The sequence below is a fragment of the Trinickia sp. Y13 genome, from assembly GCF_029522115.1.
Taxonomy (GTDB): domain Bacteria; phylum Pseudomonadota; class Gammaproteobacteria; order Burkholderiales; family Burkholderiaceae; genus Trinickia.
Genome location: NZ_JAKWFK010000012.1, coordinates 130844 through 152861, shown reverse-complemented (window position 1 = coordinate 152861; position 22018 = coordinate 130844). Strand labels below are relative to the sequence as shown.

At 64.7% G+C, this 22018-nt stretch carries 14 protein-coding genes and 1 tRNA gene; 11 read left to right on the top strand and 4 right to left on the bottom strand.

The window, feature by feature from the left end; genetic code table 11:
* Window positions 1–218: 218 nt before the first annotated feature.
* Genes MMB74_RS20600 through MMB74_RS20580 form a run of 5 tightly spaced genes read left to right on the top strand, consistent with a single transcriptional unit; the run spans window position 219 to window position 9808 of the window.
* Window positions 219–1667, top strand: coding sequence for a circularly permuted type 2 ATP-grasp protein (locus MMB74_RS20600; RefSeq protein ID WP_277430525.1), 1449 nt, complete (start codon window positions 219–221; stop codon window positions 1665–1667).
* Between the two features lie 48 nt (window positions 1668–1715).
* On the top strand, window positions 1716–2768 hold the full coding sequence (locus tag MMB74_RS20595; RefSeq protein ID WP_277430501.1) for an alpha-E domain-containing protein: 1053 nt from the start codon (window positions 1716–1718) through the stop codon (window positions 2766–2768).
* A 45-nt stretch (window positions 2769–2813) separates the two neighbouring features.
* Window positions 2814–6245: a transglutaminase family protein gene (locus MMB74_RS20590; RefSeq protein ID WP_277430500.1), complete on the top strand. Its 3432-nt coding sequence runs from the start codon at window positions 2814–2816 to the stop codon at window positions 6243–6245.
* An 18-nt stretch (window positions 6246–6263) separates the two neighbouring features.
* Complete coding sequence (locus tag MMB74_RS20585; protein WP_277430499.1) at window positions 6264–8924, top strand: circularly permuted type 2 ATP-grasp protein; 2661 nt, start codon at window positions 6264–6266, stop codon at window positions 8922–8924.
* Window positions 8921–9808, top strand: a complete 888-nt coding sequence (locus tag MMB74_RS20580; RefSeq protein ID WP_277430498.1) for a transglutaminase family protein — start codon at window positions 8921–8923, stop codon at window positions 9806–9808. Before MMB74_RS20585 ends, MMB74_RS20580 begins: the two co-directional genes overlap by 4 nt.
* Before the next feature lie 14 nt (window positions 9809–9822).
* Here MMB74_RS20580 and MMB74_RS20575 read toward each other — a convergent pair whose 3' ends face one another.
* The 3 genes from MMB74_RS20575 to trxB form a co-directional block, all read right to left on the bottom strand.
* Window positions 9823–10443, bottom strand: a complete 621-nt coding sequence (locus tag MMB74_RS20575; RefSeq protein ID WP_277430497.1) for a trimeric intracellular cation channel family protein — start codon at window positions 10441–10443, stop codon at window positions 9823–9825.
* Entirely contained in the window at window positions 10433–11170 is a 738-nt protein-coding gene (locus tag MMB74_RS20570; RefSeq protein WP_277430496.1) for a Smr/MutS family protein, read from the bottom strand. Before MMB74_RS20570 ends, MMB74_RS20575 begins: the two co-directional genes overlap by 11 nt.
* 203 nt (window positions 11171–11373) lie before the next feature.
* Entirely contained in the window at window positions 11374–12369 is a 996-nt protein-coding gene (gene trxB / locus MMB74_RS20565; RefSeq protein ID WP_277430495.1) for a thioredoxin-disulfide reductase, read from the bottom strand.
* Window positions 12370–12652: 283 nt separating this feature from the next.
* On the opposite strand from trxB, the gene MMB74_RS20560 reads away from it, so the two are divergent.
* From MMB74_RS20560 to MMB74_RS20540, 5 genes are all read left to right on the top strand, one after another.
* Window positions 12653–14962 carry a DNA translocase FtsK gene (locus tag MMB74_RS20560; RefSeq protein ID WP_277430494.1) on the top strand — a complete coding sequence of 770 codons (2310 nt, stop codon included), beginning with the start codon at window positions 12653–12655 and terminating at the stop codon, window positions 14960–14962.
* A 74-nt stretch (window positions 14963–15036) separates the two neighbouring features.
* Complete coding sequence (gene lolA, locus MMB74_RS20555) at window positions 15037–15795, top strand: outer membrane lipoprotein chaperone LolA (protein WP_277430493.1); 759 nt, start codon at window positions 15037–15039, stop codon at window positions 15793–15795.
* A 106-nt stretch (window positions 15796–15901) separates the two neighbouring features.
* On the top strand, window positions 15902–17215 hold the full coding sequence (locus MMB74_RS20550) for a replication-associated recombination protein A (RefSeq protein WP_277430492.1): 1314 nt from the start codon (window positions 15902–15904) through the stop codon (window positions 17213–17215).
* A gap of 115 nt (window positions 17216–17330) precedes the next feature.
* Window positions 17331–18629: a serine--tRNA ligase gene (gene serS, locus MMB74_RS20545; protein ID WP_277430491.1), complete on the top strand. Its 1299-nt coding sequence runs from the start codon at window positions 17331–17333 to the stop codon at window positions 18627–18629.
* A gap of 136 nt (window positions 18630–18765) precedes the next feature.
* Window positions 18766–18856: transfer RNA gene (locus MMB74_RS20540), tRNA-Ser, on the top strand.
* Window positions 18857–19460: 604 nt separating this feature from the next.
* On the opposite strand, the gene MMB74_RS20535 is transcribed toward MMB74_RS20540, so the two are convergent.
* The gene (locus MMB74_RS20535; protein ID WP_277430490.1) at window positions 19461–20396 is read right to left on the bottom strand and encodes a LysR family transcriptional regulator; all 936 of its coding nucleotides are present in this window, start codon (window positions 20394–20396) and stop codon (window positions 19461–19463) included.
* 194 nt (window positions 20397–20590) lie between these two features.
* Here MMB74_RS20535 and MMB74_RS20530 point away from each other — a divergent pair, with 194 nt between their 5' ends.
* Entirely contained in the window at window positions 20591–21886 is a 1296-nt protein-coding gene (locus MMB74_RS20530) for an MFS transporter (RefSeq protein WP_277430489.1), read from the top strand.
* Window positions 21887–22018: the final 132 nt, after the last annotated feature.

Here is a 22018-nt window from a genome sequence, read left to right as displayed (position 1 = left end):
TCGCTGCGGGCCACCTTAAGAGGCCGGACGACCTACATGGATCGTCCGCGCGAGGCGGTAGGCGCTTGCCACCGTCTCCATCGAAGAATGCTTGATAACCGAACGACTGCGCCCGCGCATGGGCGACAGCCGGGCTCGACCGGGGCACGCGTTTTTACGCGAGCCGCCCCGAACAACGAACGGAAATATCGGCCATGAAGCAAGCTTTCTTCAGCGAGATGTTCGAGCGCAATGAAGTTGCGGTCGCGGGCGTGCCGCCTGCCGAGTTTCAGCAAAGCGGCCAGGCGCGTGCACACTACCACGGGTTCTTCACGTGGATGTGCGCGCAAACGGAGCAGCAGATCAGCGCCAAGCGCGCGGAAGCCGATCTGAATTTTCGGCGTGTGGGCATCACGTTCGCCGTCTACGGCGCCAAGGACGAAAGCGGTGTCGGCACGGAGCGCACAATCCCGTTCGATGTCATCCCGCGCATCTTTCCGGCGCACGAGTGGGCTGCCCTCGAACGCGGCTTGCGTCAGCGCGTCGGCGCGCTCAATCGATTCATTCACGACATCTATCACGACCAGGCGATCGTGCGCGCGGGCATCATCCCCGCGGAGCAGATTCTCGCCAACGGCCAGTACCGCCCGCAGATGCAGGGCGTGGACGTCGCGCGCGATATCTATGCGCACATCGCCGGCATCGACATCGTGCGAGCCGGCGCGGGCGAGTTCTACGTGCTCGAGGACAACCTGCGCGTGCCGTCCGGCGTGTCGTACATGCTCGAAAACCGCAAGATGATGATGCGGCTGTTTCCCGACCTGTTCGCGCGCAACCGTGTCGCGCCCGTCGCGCACTATCCCGATCTGCTGCTCGACACGTTGCGCGCGGCGGCGCCGCATGGGGCGGATGATCCGACGATCGTGGTGCTCACGCCTGGCATGTACAACTCGGCGTATTTCGAGCATGCGTTTCTCGCGCAGCAAATGGGCGTCGAGCTCGTCGAGGGACAGGATCTTTTCGTCGACGGCGGTTTCGTCTATATGCGCACGACGCAAGGGCCGCAGCGCGTCGACGTGATCTATCGACGGGTCGACGACGACTTTCTCGATCCCGAGGTCTTTCGTCCGGACTCGACGCTCGGTGCGGCCGGTCTACTCTCGGCGTATCGCGCGGGCAACGTCACGCTTGCCAACGCCGTCGGCACGGGGGTCGCCGACGACAAGTCGATCTATCCGTACGTGCCGGACATGATCCGGTTCTACCTCGGCGAAGAGCCGATCCTCTGCAACGTGCCGACCTGGATGTGTCGCAAGCCGGACGACTTGCGCTATGTGCTCGATCATCTGCCGGAGCTCGTCGTCAAGGAAACGCACGGCGCGGGCGGCTACGGCATGCTCGTCGGTCCCGCCTCGACGGCGGCCGAAATCGAGGCGTTTCGCGCGGCGCTGCTCGCACAGCCCGACAAGTACATCGCGCAGCCGACGCTCGCGCTTTCGACGTGCCCCACCTACGTCGAAGCAGGCATCGCGCCGCGTCACATCGATCTGCGCCCGTTCGTGCTCTCGGGCAGCGAAGTGCGCATGGTGCCGGGCGGCCTGACCCGCGTCGCGCTGCGCGAAGGCTCGCTCGTCGTCAATTCTTCGCAGGGAGGCGGCACCAAGGACACGTGGGTTCTCGAGCAGTAATTCACGCCGTCCTGCACCTCGTTCGATCAACGCCCCTTCGGAGGCAACATGCTAAGCCGCACCGCCGATCATCTCTTTTGGATGGCTCGCTACACCGAGCGCGCCGAGAATACGGCGCGCATGCTCGATGCGAACTATCAACTCGCGCTCGTGCCGCAATCGGACGAATATGCGGCGCTCGGTTGGAGGGCGATGCTCTCGATCTCGGAGCTCACCGGCGTCTATACGGCGGCGCATCCGGACATGACGAGCCGAGACGTGATCGCATTCATGTCGAGCGACCGCGACAATCTTTCGTCGATCGTCAATTGCTTGCGGGCGGCGCGGGAGAACGCCCGCGCCGTGCGCGGCTCGATCACCACCGACCTCTGGGAAACGCTGAACACGACGTGGCTCGACGCGCAGCGCATGCTCGCCGACGGCGTGCTCGAGCGCGATCCGGGCGAATTCTTCGAATGGGTCAAGTTCCGCTCGCATCTCTCGCGCGGCGTGCAGCTCGGCACGATGGTGCGCGACGAAGCGTTTTACTTCATGCGCCTCGGCACGTTTCTCGAGCGCGCCGACAACACGGCGCGCATTCTCGACGTCAAGTACGAGATGCTCGAGCAGCGCGGCGGCGCATCGGCGCAGCCGCTCGCGCAATCGCTCGACTACTACCACTGGGCCGCGGTGCTGCGCTCGGTGTCGGGCTTCGAGGTCTATCGCAAGGTTTATCGCGACGTGATCATGCCGGAGCGTGTCGCCCATTTGCTGATTCTGTTCGCCGATTGGCCGCGCTCGCTCGCCGCTAATCTGGACGAGCTCCGGCAGATCATGGGCCGCGTGCGCAATCCTCGCTCGGCGCAGGCCGAAGCGATGGCCGCTCGGCTGCATGCCGACGTGCGCGCAGCGCAGATCGCCGACATTTTGCGCGAAGGCCTGCATCTGTGGCTCACCGATTTTCTCGCGCGCATCAACGAGCTGGGCAGTTGCATCAGCCGTGACTTTCTGGTCCCGCTCGCCCCCGAACCGGCGGCCGAGCAGTCCCAAAGCCAGTCGCAATCGTCGTCGTCCCCTTCGCAATCTCAATCGCAATCGCAGATCCATCCGCATGCGGCATGACCGTTGCGGGCCGATTCGTTCCGGTCATCTCGTCGAGGTTCAAACGTGTCGATCCGCGTCGCGTTAAATCATGTCACGCAGTACCGCTATGACCGGTTGGTGACGCTCGGCCCGCAAGTGGTCAGATTGCGGCCCGCGCCGCACTGCCGCACGCCCATCCTCTCCTATTCGATGCGCGTCGAACCGGCGAATCACTTCGTCAACTGGCAGCAGGATGCCTTTGCGAACTATCAGGCGCGCCTCGTGTTCCCCGAGCCTACGCGCGAGTTTCGCATCACGGTGGACCTCGTGGCCGAGATGGCGGTCTACAACCCGTTCGATTTCTTTCTCGAACCGGAGGCGGAGACTTTCCCCTTCGAGTACGCTCCCGCGCTCGCGGCCGAGCTCGCGCCGTATCTGGAGCGTGCCGCCGAGCCGACGCCGCGCTTTGCCGCCTTCGTCGAAAGCATTGATCGCACGCCTTGCGGCACGGTCGATTTTCTCGTGGCGCTCAATCAACGGCTCGCGCGTGAAATCGGCTATTTGATCCGCATGGAGCCGGGTGTGCAAACGCCCGAGGAGACCCTTGAGAAGCGCTCGGGCTCCTGTCGCGACACGGGCTGGTTGCTCGTGGAAACGCTGCGCCACCTCGGGTTGGCCGCGCGCTTCGCGTCGGGCTATCTGCTGCAGCTCGCGCCGGACGAGAAAGCACTCGATGGTCCTTCCGGCGCCGAGGTGGACTTCACCGACTTGCACGCGTGGTGCGAGGTGTATCTGCCCGGCGCAGGCTGGATCGGTTTCGATCCCACGTCGGGGTTGCTCGCCGGCGAAGGCCATATCCCCGTCGCTTGCACGCCGCGGCCGGGCAGCGCGGCGCCGGTGTCGGGTGGCCTCGACGAATGCGAGGTCGAGTTCGCTCATTCGATGTCGATTACGCGCGTGCTCGAGACGCCGCGTGTGACCAAGCCTTACGACGAAGCGCTCTGGCGCGATATCGAGCGCATGGGGGCGTGCGTCGATGCCGATCTTCAATCGATGGACGTGCGGCTCACGATGGGCGGCGAGCCCACGTTCGTCTCGGTGCGCGATCGCGACGCGCCGGAATGGAATACCGATGCGCTCGGCCCCACCAAGCGCGGCTATGCTGTTTCGCTGATGGACAAGCTGCGCGCGCGCTATGGCGCGAACGGGTTCCTGCACGTGGGGCAGGGCAAGTGGTACCCGGGCGAGCAATTGCCGCGCTGGGCTCTGTCGTTGTTTTGGCGCGCCGATGGCGAGCCGTGCTGGCAAGACCCGGCGCGATTCGCCGATGAACGAGAGCCGATGGATTACACGTCGGACGATGCCGAGCGCTTCATTCGCCATCTCGCAGGCAAGCTCGCGCTCGACGACAGTCACATCCAACCCGGTTATGAAGACGTCTGGTACTACCTGTGGCGCGAGCGGCGCTTGCCCGTCAACGTCGACCCGTTCGACTCGCATCTGGACGACGAGCTGGAACGGGTGCGGCTGCGGCGCGTCTTCGATGCGGGGCTCTCGGCGCCGACCGGCTACGCTCTGCCGCTCGCGCGCGAACGCGATACCGCGGCCACCCTCGCGGGGCCGCGTTGGGTCACGGGGCCTTGGTTTTTCCGTGACGAGCGCATGTACTTGATGCCTGGCGATTCGCCGATGGGCTATCGCTTGCCGCTCGATTCGTTGCCTTGGGTGAGCGCTGCGGACTACCCGTGGCTACATGAGCACGATCCGTTTGGGCCGCCGCCGACCTTGCGCGGTGCGGTTCAGTTGCGCGCACAGTATGCGCGGCACGCCGATGCCCCGCGAGCGCAACGTTCAGATGGCGTCACGCCCGATGCGCGTGCGCCCGAGCACGGCGAGTCGGCCTCGTGGCTGGGGCGCACGGCGCTGTGCGTGGAAGCGCGCGACCCCTCACGTGCGGCCGGGCCTCAAGCCGAAGCCGAAGCGTCGGCAGCCGGAAGCAAGGGCGGGGCGCTCTACGTGTTCATGCCGCCGCTTGCTGCGCTCGACGATTACCTCGACTTGCTTGCCGCGGTGGAGGCGACGGCGACCGACCTCGATTTCGAGATCGTGCTCGAAGGCTATCCGCCGCCGCGCGACGCCCGGCTCGAATTGCTCCAGGTGACCCCCGATCCGGGCGTGGTGGAAGTCAATATCCATCCGGCGGCAAACTGGGGCGAACTCGTCGAGCACACGGAGTTTCTCTACCGCGCCGCGCACGAATCGTATCTGGCCCCGGAGAAGTTCATGCTCGACGGCCGCCATACCGGCACGGGCGGCGGCAATCATATGGTGCTGGGCGCAGCGACGCCGGCCGATAGCCCCTTTTTGCGTCGCCCGGATCTGCTCGCGAGCCTCATCGCCTATTGGCACAACCATCCGTCGCTGTCGTACTTGTTTTCCGGGCTCTTCATCGGCCCGACGAGTCAAGCGCCGCGCGTGGACGAAGCGCGCAACGATCAAGTCTACGAACTGGAAATCGCCTTTCGCGAACTGCAGCGTCAGCTCGACCGCCTCGCGGCGTTTGGCGAAGGCGGGCAACCGGTGCCGCCTTGGCTCGTCGATCGCACGCTGCGCAACATTTTGATCGATGTGACGGGCAATACGCACCGCGCCGAATTTTGCGTCGACAAACTCTATTCGCCCGACGGTCCCACAGGCCGGCTCGGGTTGCTCGAGTTGCGCGGGTTCGAGATGCCGCCGCATGCGCGCATGAGCTTAGCGCAGCAGTTGCTGCTGCGCGCGCTCGTGGCGCGTTTTTGGCGCACGCCGTATACGACGCGGCTCACGCGCTGGGGCACCGAATTGCACGATCGCTTCATGCTCGGCGTCTTCGTGCAGATGGACTTCGACGATGTGCTGGCCGAGTTGCGGGCCGCCGGTTACGCATTCGAGCGCGCTTGGTTCGCGCCGCATTTCGAGTTCCGTTTTCCGCTCGTCGGCGAATTCAACGCGAGCGGCGTCGCGCTGACGCTGCGTCACGCGCTCGAGCCGTGGCACGTCATGGGCGAAGAAGGCGCGCCCGGCGGCACCGTGCGCTTCGTCGATTCGTCGCTCGAGCGGATCGAGGTGCGCGCGCTCGGTCTGAACGAAAACCGCCACACCGTGACGGTCAATGGCGTGCCTGTGCCGCTGCAACCCACGGGGCGCACGAGCGAGTATGTGGCGGGCGTGCGCTACCGTGCATGGCAGCCTGCGGCCTCGCTGCATCCGACCATCGGCTCGCATGCGCCGCTCACCTTCGATCTGATCGACAATTGGGCCGGGCGCTCGCTGGGCGGATGCCAGTATCATGTCGCCCATCCGGGCGGACGCAATTATCAGACGTTTCCCGTCAACGCCTATGAAGCGCAGAGCCGGCAGCGCGCGCGTTTTCTCACGATCGGCCATACGCCCGGGCCGATATCGGTGAAAACGCGCGAGCGCAGCCTCGAGATGCCTTTCACGCTCGATCTGCGGCGGGCCGGGTTCGACGACTGACCGAAGCCAGAGTGCAATTTGCCTTTCCAATCGATTTTGCCGTTCGATGTCGCAGGTGATGTCAACGATGTCCTCGCGCGTTTGTGCGACGTTCCCGCGCCTGCGGGCCATTGGGACGAGATGCGCGATGGCGCGGGGATGCTGCGCGCACCGTGGCGGCGGTTTTTCGGTCTGCTCGGGGAAGAGGGCGTGGCTGGGCTCGAACACGCCGCGACGGCGGTCGCCCGGCAAATCCGCGACAACGACATCACCTACAACGCCTACGCCGATAACGGCGAGCCGCGGCCGTGGGCGCTCGATGTGCTGCCTTTCATCGTCGGCGAGGACGAATGGGCCGCGATCGAGCGCGGCGTCGCTCAGCGCGCGCGGCTGCTGGATGCACTGATCGCCGATATCTACGGGGCGCAAACGATGCTCGAGCGCGGCCTGTTGCCACCGGCGCTGGTATTCGGGCACCCGGGCTATCTGCGCGCGATGAAAGGCGCCGTGCCGCCGGGCGGCCGACATCTGCAGATCGTGGGCGTCGATCTCGCGCGCGGGCCGGGCGGCGAGTGGACCGTCATGGGGCACAAGACGCAGGCGCCTTCGGGGCTCGGCTATGCGCTGGAGAACCGGCTCATCGTCGCCAGCCTCTTTACGGAACCGTTTCGCTCGTTGGGCGTGCGGCGCCTCGCCCCGTCCTACTCGCAGCTCATCGCCACGCTCGCGCAGGCCGCGCGCACGACGATGACCGAGGACGAGCGGCGCGCGCGGGCCGGCTCGCCACACATCGCTTTGCTCAGTCCCGGCCCGTTCAGCGAGACTTACTTCGAGCATGTCTTCCTGTCTCGCTATCTCGGCCTGACACTGGTCGAAGGGTCCGATCTGACGGTGCGCGGGGACAAGCTCTACCTGAAAACGCTGGCCGGCCTCGAGCGCGTGCATGGCCTGCTGCGCCGGCTGGACGACAGCTTTTGCGATCCGGTCGAGTTGCGCGCCGATTCGACCATCGGCGTGCCGGGCCTCTTGCAAGTCATGCGCGCAGGCAACGTCGTCGTCTCGAACGCGCCGGGAGCCGGCATCGTCGAATCGGCGGCGTTGCATGGGTTTTTGCCCGGCATCGCCAATGCGCTGCTTGGCGAGACGCTCGCGTTGCCGAGCGTGGCGACCTGGTGGTGCGGCGAGCAGGCCGTGCGAGAAGACGCGCTTGCGCGGCTTTCGCAGGGATGGCTCATGCCGACCTGGGCCGGCGTGCCGCATCCGGCATCGTCCGATATGCCGCCGGGGCTCGCCGCTGGCCCCCAGGTGCTGGCCGATTGGCGCGCGAGCATCGAAGCGGCGCCGGACGCGTTCACGATACAAGCGCCGTTGCCGCATTCATGCATGCCGCGCTATGAGGACGGGACGCTGACCCACCGGCCATGCTCCCTGCGGGTCTATGCGGTCGCCGATGTCGCCGGCGGCTGGAGTGTGCTGCCGGGCGCGTTCACGCGGATGGCGGGGGCGCGCCAAACGAGCGTGTCGATGCAGTCCGGCGGCAGCAGCGTCGATACCTGGGTGCTGTCGAGCCGACCGGGCCCGAGCTTCTCGCTGCTGCCTTCGCCGATGAAGCCGGGCGATTTCGCCCATCGCCGGCGCACGGTGTCGAGCCGCGCCGCCGAGAACCTCTTTTGGGCGGGGCGCTATTGCGAGCGCGCGGAAAACAGCGTGCGGCTCGCTCGCGTGATCCTCGAGTCGCTCGACAACGACGACGCTGGGGATATGCTGCCCGCGCTCACCGAACTGGCCGCGCGCTTCGAACTGATCGCGCCGGCCGATCCGTCCGTCCGCGGCACGCGGCACGCGTTCGAGCGCGCACTCGCGGCGGGTTTGCACGAGCACTCGGGCGCCGCGAGCGTGGGCCGAACCATCGCGAGCCAGGTGAGGGCATGCGGCGAGATCCGCGCACGCCTCTCGAACGATCACTGGCGCACGATTCTCGCCGCGCGCAACGACTTTCGCGATGCGCTGCATGCGCTGTCGCTCGCTTCCTCCCCTGACGGCCCGGCTGCGGACGGCGAAGGCGAGGGCGGCGGGGCAGCGCGCGGCGAGCGCTACGAATCCTACGATCGGGTCGCGCTGATGAGTGCGCTCGAGACGCTCGCGATGCAACTTTCGGCGATCAGCGGCGCGCAGGGCGACCGCATGGTGCGCGACGAAGCGTGGCGGCTGCTGTTCGCCGGGCGGCACATCGAGCGCGTGATCGGCATGACGGCATTTCTGCAGGTCGCGGCCGACGCCGGCGTATTGGCGACGACGGCCGGCTTCGATCTGCTGCTGCAACTCTTCGACAGTACGCTGACCTACCGCTCGCTTTATCCTGGGCGGCTCGAAGTGCCGGCGCTGCTCGATCTCGTCGTGGTCGATCCGACCAATCCGCGCGGGTTGTACGGCGTCTACGAGCGGCTCGCCAAAAAGCTCGACGAGATCGCCGCGGCGGCAGGCGGCCCGCCGCGCCCGCCCTTTGGCGACATGATGCCGCCCGTCGCGTCGCTGCCGTCGCTCGAGCGCCTGTGCGCGACCGACGCAGCGGGGCGCTACGCAAGGCTCTCGGCGCTGTGCGACGAGCTTGCCGCGCATGTCACGGCCGCATCGAACGAGATCAGCGCCCGCTTTTTCATTCATGCGGACAACGCACTTGCGGCGAGGGTCTCGTCATGAGCGCCGATGTGACTTTGTCGGTGTTGCATGCCACCACTTATCGCTACTCGACGCCCGTCGAGACGGCTTTGCACCTCGCGACGGTGCGGCCGCTCGATCGTCCTTGGCAGCGCGTGCTTTCGCATCGCGTGAGCATCGATCCGGCGCCGTCGTACGAGAGCGCCCGCATCGATGCGTTCGACAACGAAGTGCGCTACTTTTCGTTCGATTCGGCGCACGATAGCTTGCTCGTGACGAGCGAGACGACGGTCGTGCTGACGCCGCGCTGGGGCGGCCTCGACCCGTTGGCGACGCCCTCGTGGAACGACGTCGCCGCTGACCTGCGTTATTGCGCGGGCGGCCTCTATCGGCCCGAAAGCGAGTTCGTTTTCGCTTCGCCGAATATTGCGCTCGCGCCGCAGTTGCGCACGTACGCGTTGCCAAGCTTTGCGCCTGGCGTGCCGCTCGTTGCGGGCGCGATCGACCTCATGCACCGGATTCATACCGACTTCGCCTATCAGCCGCAGGCGACCGCATTCGATACGCCGGCGCTGGACGCGTTCGCTTTGCGCCAAGGCGTGTGCCAAGACTTCGCGCAGGTGATGATCGGTTGTCTGCGTTCGCTGGGATTGGCGGCGCGCTATGTCAGCGGCTATCTGCGCACGCTGCCCCCGGCAGGCGCGCCGCGTCTCATCGGCGCCGATGCTTCGCATGCCTGGATATCGGTTTTTTGTCCGGACGTGGGCTGGGTCGATCTCGATCCCACGAACGATGTGTTGGCCGACCTCGACCACGTCACGCTGGCCACGGGGCGCGATTACAGCGACGTCTCGCTATTGCGCGGCATCATCCTCGGCGGCGGGGCGCATACCGTCGAAGTGGCCGTGAAGGTCACGGCGCAATAGCTCGGGGTGGTGCGTCAATGCGGCAGGCGCACGTCGAGCTTGAACGTGACGAGCCGAGCGATGAGGATGAACCCGGTGGCGGCGATGACGCTGTAGACCGAATCGACCTGCAGATGATCGAGGAGCAGATAGACCCAGCACCCGGCGAACGCGCAAGTCGCATACGGGCGCGAGTCGCGCAGCAGCAGCGGCACCTCGTTGCAGACCACGTCGCGGATGATGCCTCCGAATACGCCGGTCACGACGCCCATCATGACGGCGATGAACGGCGGCATGCTCGCGTCGAGCGCGATCGATGTGCCAGAGATGCTGAACAGACCGAGACCGATGGCATCCGCGATGAGCAACGCGCGCTCGTTGAACAGGCGTGAGGCCATGCGCAGTACGATCGGTGCGAACAGCGACAGCACGAAGATGAGGATCACATAGCTTTGATGCTCGACCCAATAGAACGGCCGCCGCTCTAGCAGCACGTCGCGCACGGTGCCGCCGCCGAAGGCCGTCGCCAGCGCGACGAGAAAAGTCCCGACGGCGTCGAGCCGGCGCTTGCGCGCTTCGATGAAACCGGAGAAGGCATAGGCGAGGATCGCAAGGCCCTCGATGATGGCGAGCGCGAACGTGAGCCTAGGATGCACTACCGTGCTCCCTTTGCCCCCGCGTGACGCTCGGCTTGGCGGGCCCTGGCTGCAGCAGGACGAGCACGGCGCCGGCGCCGCCGTCGTGCGCGCGAGCCTGGCAAAACGCGATGACTTCGGCTTTCTGCACGAGCCACGCGCGCACCTTCCCCTTGAGCACGGGCTCCTTGCCGACCGAGCCCAGTCCTTTGCCATGAATCACGCGCACGCAACGCAGGCCGTGCTTGACACTCTCGCGAATGAATTCGGCCAGGGCCTCGCGCGCCTGCTCGCGCCGCATGCCGTGCAAATCCAATTGCGCTTGCACGATCCAATGCCCGCGCCGCAATTTGCGCACGACTTCGTGGCTGATCTCGGGCCGGCAATAGAACAGCGATTCGTCGGTGTCGAGCAGGACTTCGGGATCGAACTCGTCGGAGATCGCCTCGCTGAGCACGGCTTGCTCGTCACGTTGCGTTTGCAACGGTAACGCGGGCGGCGGCTGGCGTCCGTGAACGGCGCGGGCCGCGGCCGCGATCGGCGCGACGTCGCCGACTTCGCGGCGAAACAGTTCGGCTTCGGCCGCCGCTTCGCGCGCTGCTTTGGCCGCGGCGATGCGCTCGCGTTCGCGTTCGGCGGCGCTTTGCTTGAGCGCGTCTCGCAGCGCGGCGAGGTCGGAGAGGCCCGAGCCGCGCGCGGCGGTCTCGGGACGCTGGGTCTCGCTCGGACGGGGACGATTCTTCGACATGACGGTGCGACGACGGCGGGAAGCGAATGCGAAAACGGGGTTCGGGCTTCGACCGCCCTGCGCGTAGGCCCTATGTGCAAGGCGGTCGAACGTAATGCGTGGCCCGGCGCCACGCGACGAGGGCCGCTGTCCCGGCGGCCGCGGCCCTCCTTCAACTGCCGACGCGCCTGGCTGCGAGCCGCGCCGCGACGGCGCTGGCCATTTTACCGATCGGCTTCGGCGCTCATCACGTGATCTTGATGGAGCTCGTGAACGCTTTCGAGGTAGCGCTGGGCATCGAGCGCGGCCATGCAGCCCGTCCCGGCGCTCGTGATCGCTTGGCGGTAGACGTGGTCTTGCACGTCGCCGGCCGCGAACACGCCCGGCACGCTCGTACCGGTCGCGTTGCCGTTGAGCCCGCCGTTCGTGATGATGTAGCCGTTCTTCATTTCGAGCTGGCCTTCGAAGATATCGGTGTTCGGCTTGTGGCCGATCGCGACGAACAGGCCCTGGAGCGCGACGTCGGACGTTTCGCCCGTTTGCGTGTGCTTGATGCGCACGCCCGTCACGCCCGAATCGTCGCCCGTCACTTCATCGAGCACGTGATTCCATTTGATCTCGACCACGCCTTCCTTCTGCTTTTCGAGCAGACGGTCGATCAGGATCGGCTCGGCGCGGAATTTGTCGCGGCGGTGGATCACGGTCACTTTGCTGGCGATGCCGGCCAGATACAACGCCTCTTCGACGGCCGTGTTGCCGCCGCCGACGACGGCCACGTGCTGCTGTTTGTAGAAGAAGCCGTCGCAGGTGGCGCAGGCCGAGACGCCGCGGCCCATGAACGCTTCCTCGGAAGGCAGCCCCAAGTATTGCGCGGACGCACCGGTCGCGATGATGAGCGAATCGCAGGTGTACTCGCCCGAATCGCCGATCAGCCGAATCGGCTTCTCGTTGAGTTTGGCCGTGTGGATGTGGTCGAACACGATTTCCGTGTTGAAGCGCTCGGCGTGCTCGAGGAACCGCTGCATCAGTTCGGGGCCTTGGACGCCGTTCGCATCGGCGGGCCAGTTCTCCACGTCGGTGGTCGTCATCAGTTGCCCGCCTTGGGCGAGGCCCGTCACGAGCACGGGAGACAGATTCGCGCGCGCAGCGTAGACGGCGGCCGTATAGCCGGCGGGGCCGGAACCGAGAATGAGCACTTTGGCGTGTTTGCGCGTGGACATGATTGTTCGTTCCGTGAGAAGAATTGCGGCAAGGAGGGCTGCCCGGCGGCGCGGGCGCGAAGCCGTCGAGCGGCCGCGCCGCGCCGCAACGTGTCAGTTGGGCACACCCGCGTGATTATAAAGGGCTGCCGCGCCTGGCGCTGAAGGCGCGGTCAATCGTCGCGATAGGGTTTTACGCGCCTGGCGACGGTTACCGTCATTTACAGCCGGCGTCTCGACGCAACGTTTACAATAGCCCGCATCGACCCCATGGCGGGCGCTCCCGCCACGCTGCTACGGATTCATGGCCAAAGCTCCTTATTCGGCGCCTGCGCAAGCCTTGCCGCATCGCATGTCGCGCCTTTTCACCGAAATTCGCTGGATCTTGCAGGTCGCGCTCTGCGTGTTCCTCGTGATGGCGCTCGTCAGCTACAGCCGCCACGACCCGAGCTGGACGCATGCCGCGCAGGTCGATCGCATCGCCAACTGGGCGGGGCGCGTCGGCGCGTGGACCTCCGACATCCTGCTGCTGCTGTTCGGCTTGTCGGCGTACTGGTGGGTGGTGTTGCTCGTGCGCCGCATCGCCGCCAACTATCGGCGCCTGAACCGCCACGGCGCGGCGCAAGAGGACGCGCCGCGCGACGGCGCTTGGATTGCCGATGCTGTCTCGTTCGTGCTCGTGCTGCTCGCCTGCGACGGCATCGAGGCGCTGCGCATGTGGTCGCTGCGGGTCCCGTTGCCGCGGGCGCCGGGCGGCATCGTCGGCGACGCCGTGGCGCGCGCCACTTCGCACGCGCTCGGCTTCACCGGCGGCACGCTCGCGCTGTTGCTGGCCCTTGCGATTGGCTTGTCGCTCTATTTCCGTTTTTCCTGGCTGTCCGTGGCCGAGCGCGTGGGCGATTCGATCATCTCGGCGGTCACGTTGGCCAAGCTCAGGCGCGAGGCAGGGCGCGACCGCAAGCTCGGTGAAGCCGCGGCGGTCAAGCGCGAAGGCAAGATCGAGCAAAGCCGCTTTCGCTTGGAAGAGCACGAGCCCGTGACGATCGTTCCGCCCGTCACGTCGCCGCCCAAATCCGAGCGCGTCGAAAAGGAAAAGCAGGTTCCCCTGTTCGTCGATCTGCCCGGCGATTCGACGTTGCCGCCGATCGCCTTGCTCGACCCGGCGCCGCCCGCGCAGGAGACGATTTCAGCCGATACGCTCGAGTTCACCTCGCGCCTGATCGAGAAGAAGCTCAAGGATTTCGGCGTGGACGTGAGCGTGGTCGCGGCCTATCCGGGGCCGGTCGTCACGCGCTATGAAATCGAGCCGGCCACGGGCGTCAAGGGCAGCCAGATCGTCAACCTGGCCAAGGACCTCGCACGCTCGCTCTCGCTCGTCTCGATCCGCGTCGTGGAGACGATCCCTGGCAAGAATTACATGGCGCTCGAATTGCCGAACCAGCGCCGCCAGACGGTGCGCTTGTCGGAAATCCTCGGCTCCGAGGTGTATGCCGATGCGTCCTCGAAGCTCACGATGGGCTTGGGCAAGGACATCGGCGGCAATCCGGTCTGCGCCGATCTCGCGAAAATGCCGCACTTGCTCGTTGCCGGCACCACGGGCTCGGGCAAGTCGGTCGGTATCAACGCGATGATTCTCTCGCTGCTCTACAAGGCGAGCGCCGAGGACGTGCGCATGATCCTCATCGACCCGAAGATGCTCGAAATGAGCGTCTACGAGGGCATTCCGCATCTGCTGTGCCCCGTCGTGACCGACATGCGCCAGGCGGGGCACGCGCTGAACTGGGCGGTCGCGGAGATGGAGCGCCGCTACAAGCTCATGAGCAAGCTCGGCGTGCGTAACTTGGCGGGCTACAACAACAAGATCGACGAAGCGGCCAAGCGCGACGAAAAGCTGCCCAATCCGTTCAGCTTGACGCCCGATGCGCCCGAGCCGCTCACGCGCTTGCCGCACATCGTCGTGGTGATCGACGAATTGGCCGACTTGATGATGGTCGTCGGCAAGAAAGTGGAAGAGCTGATCGCGCGGATCGCACAAAAGGCGCGTGCGGCGGGGATCCACTTGATTCTTGCCACGCAGCGGCCGTCGGTCGACGTCATCACGGGCCTCATCAAGGCGAACGTGCCGACGCGCATGGCGTTCCAGGTTTCCTCGAAGATCGATTCGCGCACGATTCTCGATCAGCAGGGCGCCGAATCGCTGCTCGGCATGGGCGACATGCTGTATCTGCCGCCCGGCAGCGGGTTGCCGGTTCGCGTGCATGGCGCGTTCGTGTCCGACGATGAAGTGCATCGCGTCGTCCAAAAGCTCAAAGAGCATGGCGAGCCCAATTACGTCGAAGGGCTGCTCGAAGGCGGTTTGGCCGGAGAGGGCGACGAGGGCTCGGCGGCGAGCGGCGGCCAAGCCGGCGGGGAGTCCGATCCCCTCTACGACCAAGCCGTCGAAGTCGTCGTCAAGAACAAGCGCGCATCGATTTCGCTCGTGCAGCGGCATCTGCGCATCGGCTACAACCGGGCCGCCCGGCTGCTCGAGCAAATGGAGCAATCGGGGCTCGTTTCGGCGATGTCCTCGAACGGCAATCGCGAAATCCTGGTCCCATCGCGCGACGTCGATTGAACAGGTTCTGGGCAGGCGCCTCGTCGTCTGCCGTCTTGGGGCATCGCGCGTTTTCCGACCCAACACGGAGTGTTATGTTGAATTCGAAGCAATTTTCTTTCCGCCGTGGCGCTTGTTTGCCGGCGCTTCGCTCGCTCGCGCATCGCGTCGATGGCGGCGGCGTGCGGCGTGCCATCACGCGCGGCGTGCAGGCGGCGGCGCTCGGCGTCGCCATCGCGGTGTTCGCGCCAGCGGCATGGGCAAGCGGCACGGCGCAACTGAAGGCGTTCGTGTCGCAGGTGCATGCGGCGCGGGGCGACTTCGTGCAGCGCGAAGTCAAGGCGCCGGCGAAGAACGCGGCCGCGAGCGGCGGCGCGGTCGTGCCCACGCTCGGCGGCACGTCGAGCGGCACGTTCGTGTTCGCGCGCCCGGGCAAGTTCATCTGGTCGTACGAGAAGCCGTACGAACAGGTATTGCAGGCCGACGGCGACAATCTGTATGTGTACGACAAGGATTTGAACCAGGTCACGGTGCGCAAGCTCGGCGGCGCATTGGGTGCGAGCCCGGCGGCGATCCTGTTCGGCAGCAACGATCTGGAAAAGAATTTCACGTTGCACGACGCCGGTGTGAAGGAAGGCATCGACTGGCTCGAGTTGATCCCGAAATCGCGCGACACGCAGTTCGAGCGGGTGGGCATTGGTTTTCGCGATGGCAATCTCGAGGCGATGGAACTGCACGATGTGTTCGGCAACGTGACGCTGCTCACGTTCTCGAACATTCAAAAGAACCCGGCCTTGAAGCCCGGCGCGTTCAAGTTCACGGTGCCCAAGGGCGCCGATGTGATCAACGGCTAGCGCATGCCAGCGAGGCCGGTTGGTTTTTCCGGCCCGATGCGGTTGTGCCTGAAAGTGCCTGATCCGTTGTTGCCGCCGTCACCGCCGTTACGACCCGGACTGACTCATGTTTGAAGAGACCCGCGCAGGCATGCCGCTCGCCGAGCGGCTGCGGCCCACCACGATCGACGAGGTCATCGGCCAAAAGCATTTGCTCGGGCCGATGAAGCCGCTACGCGTGGCATTCGAATCGGGCGAGCCGCATTCGATGATTTTGTGGGGGCCGCCCGGCGTCGGCAAAACCACGCTCGCGCGGCTGATGGCGCACGCATTCGACGCCGAGTTCATTGCCTTGTCGGCTGTGCTTTCGGGCGTGAAGGATATTCGCGAGGCCGTCGAAGTCGCACAGAACCACCGCGCGCATGGACGGCGCACGCTCGTGTTCGTCGATGAGGTGCATCGCTTCAACAAGAGCCAGCAAGACGCGTTCTTGCCGCACGTCGAGTCGGGGTTGTTCGTCTTCATCGGCGCGACGACGGAAAACCCTTCGTTCGAAGTGAACAGCGCGTTGCTCTCTCGCGCGGCCGTCTATGTGCTCAAGAGTTTGGACGACGACGACCTGCGCGAGTTACTGGAACGGGCGCTCGCGGCGCTCGGCGGCGTGGAGATGGCCGACGAAGCGAAGGAGGCGCTGATCGGCTCGGCCGACGGGGACGGACGCAAGCTGCTCAACAACATTGAAATCGTCGCGCGTGCGGCAGCGGCGCAAAAGGCGCAGCGCATCGACGGCGAGTTGATCGCGAGCGCGCTGACCGAGAACCTGCGCCGCTTCGATAAGGGCGGCGACGCGTTTTACGATCAAATCAGCGCGCTGCACAAATCGGTGCGAGGCAGCAATCCCGATGGCGCGCTCTATTGGTTCTGCCGCATGCTGGACGGCGGGGCCGATCCGCGCTACTTGGCGCGGCGCATCGTGCGGATGGCGTGGGAGGACATCGGCCTTGCCGATCCGCGCGCGCCGCGCATCGCGCTCGATGCCGCCGAGACCTACGAGCGCCTTGGCACGCCCGAGGGCGAGCTCGCATTGGCGCAGGCGTTGATCTACTTGGCCGTGGCGCCGAAGTCTAACGCGGGGTACGTCGCCTACAACGAAGCGCGCCGTTTCGTCGGCAAGGATCGATCGCGCGGCGTGCCCGTGCATCTGCGCAACGCGCCCACGAAGCTCATGAAAGAGCTCGGCTACGGGCACGAGTATCGATATGCGCACGACGAGCCCGATGCCTACGCGGCGGGCGAGACCTATCTGCCCGACGGCATGCGCGAGCCGCGCTGGTATCAGCCGACGCCGCGCGGGCTCGAGAGCAAGATCGGGGAGAAGCTATCTCGTTTGGCCGGCCTCGATGCGGCGTGGCGGCGCGAGCATAAAGAGAAAGGCGACTGACCGCGCCGGCGCTGCGAGTTCATTGACCGGTTGCGGTTTGTTCGGCCGGCCGCGCGGCGCGGCTGGCCGGTGCGTTAAAATCGCGACTTCACTCACGATACGACTCGTATTCAACATGCTCGACATTCAGTTGCTGCGCAAAGATATCGACGGCGTCGCGAAGCGCCTCGCCGCTCGCGGCTACACGCTCGACGTGGCGGCGTTTTCCAAGCTCGAAGCCGAACGCCGCGACATCCAAACCCGCACCGAAGAGCTGCAATCCCGGCGCAACAGCTTGTCGAAGCAGATCGGCGCGATGAAGGGGCGCGGCGAAGACACGACGGCGGTGATGGCCGAGGTGAGCGGCATCGGCGACGAGATGAAAGCGTCGGCGGCGCAACTCGACGACGTGCAATCGCGTTTGTCGAAGCTGATGCTCGAGATGCCGAATCTGCCGCACGAGAGCGTGCCGGCTGGCGAAGACGAGAAGGACAACGTCGAAGTGCGTCGTTGGGGCACGCCGCGCCAATTCGATTTCGAGGTGAAGGATCACGTCGATGTCGGTACGCCGCTCGGGCTCGATTTCGAGACGGGCGCAAAGCTCGCCGGCGCGCGCTTCACGATGCTGCGGGGTGCGATGGCGCGGCTGCATCGTGCGTTGGCGCAGTTCATGCTCGACACGCATACGCAGCAACACGGCTATACCGAGGTGTATTCGCCATACATCGTCAACCCGGAAATTCTGTACGGCACGGGTCAACTGCCGAAGTTCGCCGACGATATGTTCCGCGTGGAGAAGGGCGGTGGCGAGAACGTGGTGACGCAGTATTTGATTTCCACCTCGGAAATCCCGCTGACGAACACGGTGCGCGAGAGCATCGTCGATGGCGCGGCGCTGCCGATCAAGTTGACGGCGCATTCGCCTTGCTTCCGTTCGGAGGCGGGGGCATACGGTCGCGATACGCGCGGGATGATTCGTCAGCATCAGTTCGACAAAGTCGAGATGGTGCAGGTCGTGGCGCCGGAGGCGTCGTACGACACGCTCGAGCAGATGGTCGGGCACGCCGAGGCGATTTTGCAGAAGCTCGAGTTGCCCTACCGGGTGATTACGCTGTGCACGGGCGATATGGGCTTCACTGCGGCGAAGACGTATGACCTGGAAGTGTGGCTGCCGGCGCAGAACACTTACCGCGAGATTTCCAGCTGCTCGAACACCGAGGCGTTCCAGGCGCGGCGGATGCAGGCGCGCTATCGCAACGCGCAGGGCAAGCCTGAGCTCGTGCATACGTTGAATGGCTCGGGGCTGGCGGTCGGGCGCACGCTCGTGGCTGTGCTCGAGAACTTCCAGAACGCGGACGGGTCGGTGACGGTGCCTGCTGTGCTGCGCCCGTATATGGGCGGGGTGGAGCGGCTCGAACGCGACGCGGCGGCCTGAGGGTGGCCGCACCGTTCCAGGCCTTCTTTTGTGCAAAAAAGCTTGGAATATTGTGACGAGTATCCTATAATCTTCGCTTCGCCAAACGACGACCAGTTTGGCGAAGCGAAGGCGGGGCAACCCGATTCGAGAAGTCGGAAAGGTGGCAGAGTGGTCGAATGCGCCGGACTCGAAATCCGGTGTACGGTTATACCGTACCGTGGGTTCGAATCCCACCCTTTCCGCCAGAATTCCAGCAGAAACCCCGTAAAGTCGATGGCTTGCGGGGTTTTTTGTTTTTCGATCTGCCAATCGACGCGGGCAGAGGTGGGCGTTGCCGATTCGTGGCCGCACGGTTACGCTTTCATTCGTAGCCACGGTTGCCTGTGGGCTCCGGTGCAGGGCGGTTCCTGAAACTGCCCGTGACGCGAAGCCCGTGCTCCTTGGCACTTTCACCCTGTTCGCGCGGATGTCCGACGTCGGTCAGATGCTCCTGCCACGAACCTGCCCGCAATACGATTTCCGCTCCCGAAGCTAGCGCCCCTGGTATTCAGACCCTCGATCACAACCATGTCCACGGATGCGGCCTGGTTGTCCTCGCATCGTTTCAAGGAACGGTAAGCGACGGCTGATCCACGCAGTCACCTCGCCTCGTAAGCGACTCTCGTGCTTAGCGGGTGGACAGAGGCGAGCCCAAGACGAGCGTTCGAAACTCGATCATGGAAGCAATGGGGAATGGTTTTGTAGTCCGGAAAATCGTAGTCGCATTGTTTGCGCTGGGCGCGATGCGAAGTGGCCGGTGAAGAAGCGAAGTGAAAGCGGCCGTAACGCATGCAGGCAGCGGGGCGCCGGTCAACCCCGCGCCGCGCCATCCTCCGAGTTCGCGAACATGCTCATCCGGCCCAAGATCCAATCGAGCAGCTCTTGCGCTGCAGCCACGAGCGGGCGGCCCGATTTGACGACCAGCCTTGCTTTGGCGGCTCGAAACAAGGGATGGTCGATCGGCACCACGGTCAACTCGCCCGAGGCGATCTCCCGGTACGCAGCAAATTCGCCAATGAGCGTCACGAAATTCTCGCAGGCGACGATGCGCTTGAGTGCGGTCAGCGAATTCGTGGTGAGCGTAGGGCGAATCTCGATGTTCTCGGCGAACGCCAGCATCTTCGCCGCATGCCCGATGCCGAAGGTGGCGGGCATCAAGGCGAGCGGATAGGCGAGCAAATCGTCGATCGTCACCGCCCCGCCTCGCACCGCCAGAGGATGTCCGCGACGAACGAGCAGCACCACTGGCTGCGATGACGTCGCACGATATTCCACGCGATCGTGCGGTGGCGGATTGTAGGCAAGGCCGATATGTGCGCGGCTTTCGGCGACTTCGTTCAGGATGTCGTCCACCCCCAAGCTTTGAACTCCGATGCTCAGTTCGGGGTACCGCGCGCAGAAGGGCGTCAGCACTTCGTCGATGAGCGCATCGACATAGCCTTCGCTGATCGCCAGTTGCACATGTCCTTGCCGCAACCCTTTCAACGCGTGAAGCTGGTCTTCCAGCTTCTCCTGATGCGATCGGTATCCCCGCCAAAACTCGAGTAGATGCGCGGCCGCTTCGGTCGGTTTGACGCCGCGCGCTTGCCGCTCGAACAGCATCGAGCCCAATTCGTCTTCGAGCAATTTGATTTGCCGTGTCACGACCGAAGGCGACGTATTCAGGTGGTCCGCCGCACCGCGAATCGTGCCGTGCGTCAATACTTCATAAAAATACCGCAGGCGTTGCTGATTGATTTCACGCATGTTGGCCGTCCCCTTGCCGCCGTGTCTGCCATGGATCGCGTTCGGCGCTCGTGCCAGCGCTGCGCGCGCCGCTATCGTAGCTGTTGCTCTATAAGCAACGCAACGTGAACTTAGTTGCTCTTGCTGGTTCCGGTCGGGTTCGCGAAGATTTACGCACCTCACCGCCGAACCCAATACCGAAACCGGAGACGACCATGGCATCCATTCAAACCGCAATCGTCGGGAGCGAGCAGCGCACGCTCTACGACAGGCTCAACTGGCGCATTCTGCCGTTTCTGCTGGTCTGTTATTTGTTTGCCTATATGGATCGCGTCAATGTCGGCTTCGCCAAATTGCAGATGCAAAGCGATCTTGGATTTTCCGATGCGGCATACGGCGTCGGCGCCGGTATTTTCTTTTTAGGCTATGTGCTGTTCGAGCTGCCGAGCAATCTCATGCTGCCGCGAGTCGGCGCGCGCAAGACGTTTTCCCGGATCCTAGTGTTGTGGGGCATCACCTCGGCTTGCATGCTGTTCGTGCGCAACGTGCACATGTTTTATGGCATGCGATTTTTGCTCGGTATCTTCGAAGCGGGGTTCGCGCCCGGCATGATCTTTTATCTGTCGCGCTGGTACGGCCCGTCACGAATGGCTCGAGCCATCGCGATCGTGTTTTTGGCGGGCCCGATCGGGGGCATCGTCGGCGGTCCGGTTTCGGCATGGCTGATGACCTCGCTCGCCGGGACCGCCGGTCTCGCGGGCTGGCAGTGGATGTTCCTTGCCGAAGGGCTGCCGTGCGTCTTATTGGGCGTGCTGACGTTGTTCGTGTTGTCCGACAGGCCTTCGCAAGCCCGCTGGCTTGGCGATGACGAAAAGCGCTTGCTGCAAGCCGAATTGGAAACGGCGCAAACGGGACAGGCGCATTCGTTCAAGGCTGTTCTGCGCAACCCGAAAGTTTATTTGCTCGCTTGCGCGTACTTTTGCATCATCGCTTCGATCTACGCGCTCAGCTTTTGGTTGCCAACCATCGTAAAGTCGGAGGGCGTGGACGATACGATCCTGCTTGGCTGGTACACGGCGATCCCCTATGTAGGCGCCGCAGTGGGTATGTATGCCATCGGTCGTCGATCGGATGCCTGCGGTGAGCGCCGCTATCACAGTTCGATACCCGCGCTGCTGGCGGCGGTGCTGCTTTCGCTGTGCGTCCTTGCCGATGGGCACTTGGTAGCCGTGCTGATACTACTGACGCTTGCGACGACAATGTTGTGGATGGCTTATACGGTGTTTTGGGCGATTCCCGCGCAGTACATCAAAGGCGATGCGGCAGCAGGCGGTATCGCGTTGATCAATACAATTGGTCTGTCGGGAGGATTCTGGGGGCCTGCCATCATCGGCTGGACCAAGACGGCAACCGGTAATCTTCATCTCGGCCTGCTGATCGTCGCCGCGGTGGCGTGCTGTGGCGCCGTGCTGCTCGTTGTGAATCGACTACCCTCGGAGGCGGGGCGTTAGAGGCTCGAGCCGCAACCATGAAACCGGAATCAGGTAACTCTCCAAGCGTCGTCGTCGTTTTCATCGGCAGCCCGGAGAGTCGTAGATAACCCAAGGCGCCGCGTTCGGACTCGTTCAGACCGCATGCGGCGA

Bases quoted from the DNA above. Each gene is read 5' to 3' on its own strand.
- MMB74_RS20600 (WP_277430525.1), top strand. From the start codon at position 219: ATGTTCGAGCGCAATGAAGTTGCGGTCGCGGGCGTGCCGCCTGCCGAG.
- MMB74_RS20595 (WP_277430501.1), top strand. From the start codon at position 1,716: ATGCTAAGCCGCACCGCCGATCATCTCTTTTGGATGGCTCGCTACACC.
- MMB74_RS20580 (WP_277430498.1), top strand. From the start codon at position 8,921: ATGAGCGCCGATGTGACTTTGTCGGTGTTGCATGCCACCACTTATCGC.
- MMB74_RS20570 (WP_277430496.1), bottom strand. From the start codon at position 11,170: ATGTCGAAGAATCGTCCCCGTCCGAGCGAGACCCAGCGTCCCGAGACC.
- trxB (WP_277430495.1), bottom strand. From the start codon at position 12,369: ATGTCCACGCGCAAACACGCCAAAGTGCTCATTCTCGGTTCCGGCCCC.
- MMB74_RS20560 (WP_277430494.1), top strand. From the start codon at position 12,653: ATGGCCAAAGCTCCTTATTCGGCGCCTGCGCAAGCCTTGCCGCATCGC.
- lolA (WP_277430493.1), top strand. From the start codon at position 15,037: ATGTTGAATTCGAAGCAATTTTCTTTCCGCCGTGGCGCTTGTTTGCCG.
- MMB74_RS20550 (WP_277430492.1), top strand. From the start codon at position 15,902: ATGTTTGAAGAGACCCGCGCAGGCATGCCGCTCGCCGAGCGGCTGCGG.
- serS (WP_277430491.1), top strand. From the start codon at position 17,331: ATGCTCGACATTCAGTTGCTGCGCAAAGATATCGACGGCGTCGCGAAG.
- MMB74_RS20535 (WP_277430490.1), bottom strand. From the start codon at position 20,396: ATGCGTGAAATCAATCAGCAACGCCTGCGGTATTTTTATGAAGTATTG.
- MMB74_RS20530 (WP_277430489.1), top strand. From the start codon at position 20,591: ATGGCATCCATTCAAACCGCAATCGTCGGGAGCGAGCAGCGCACGCTC.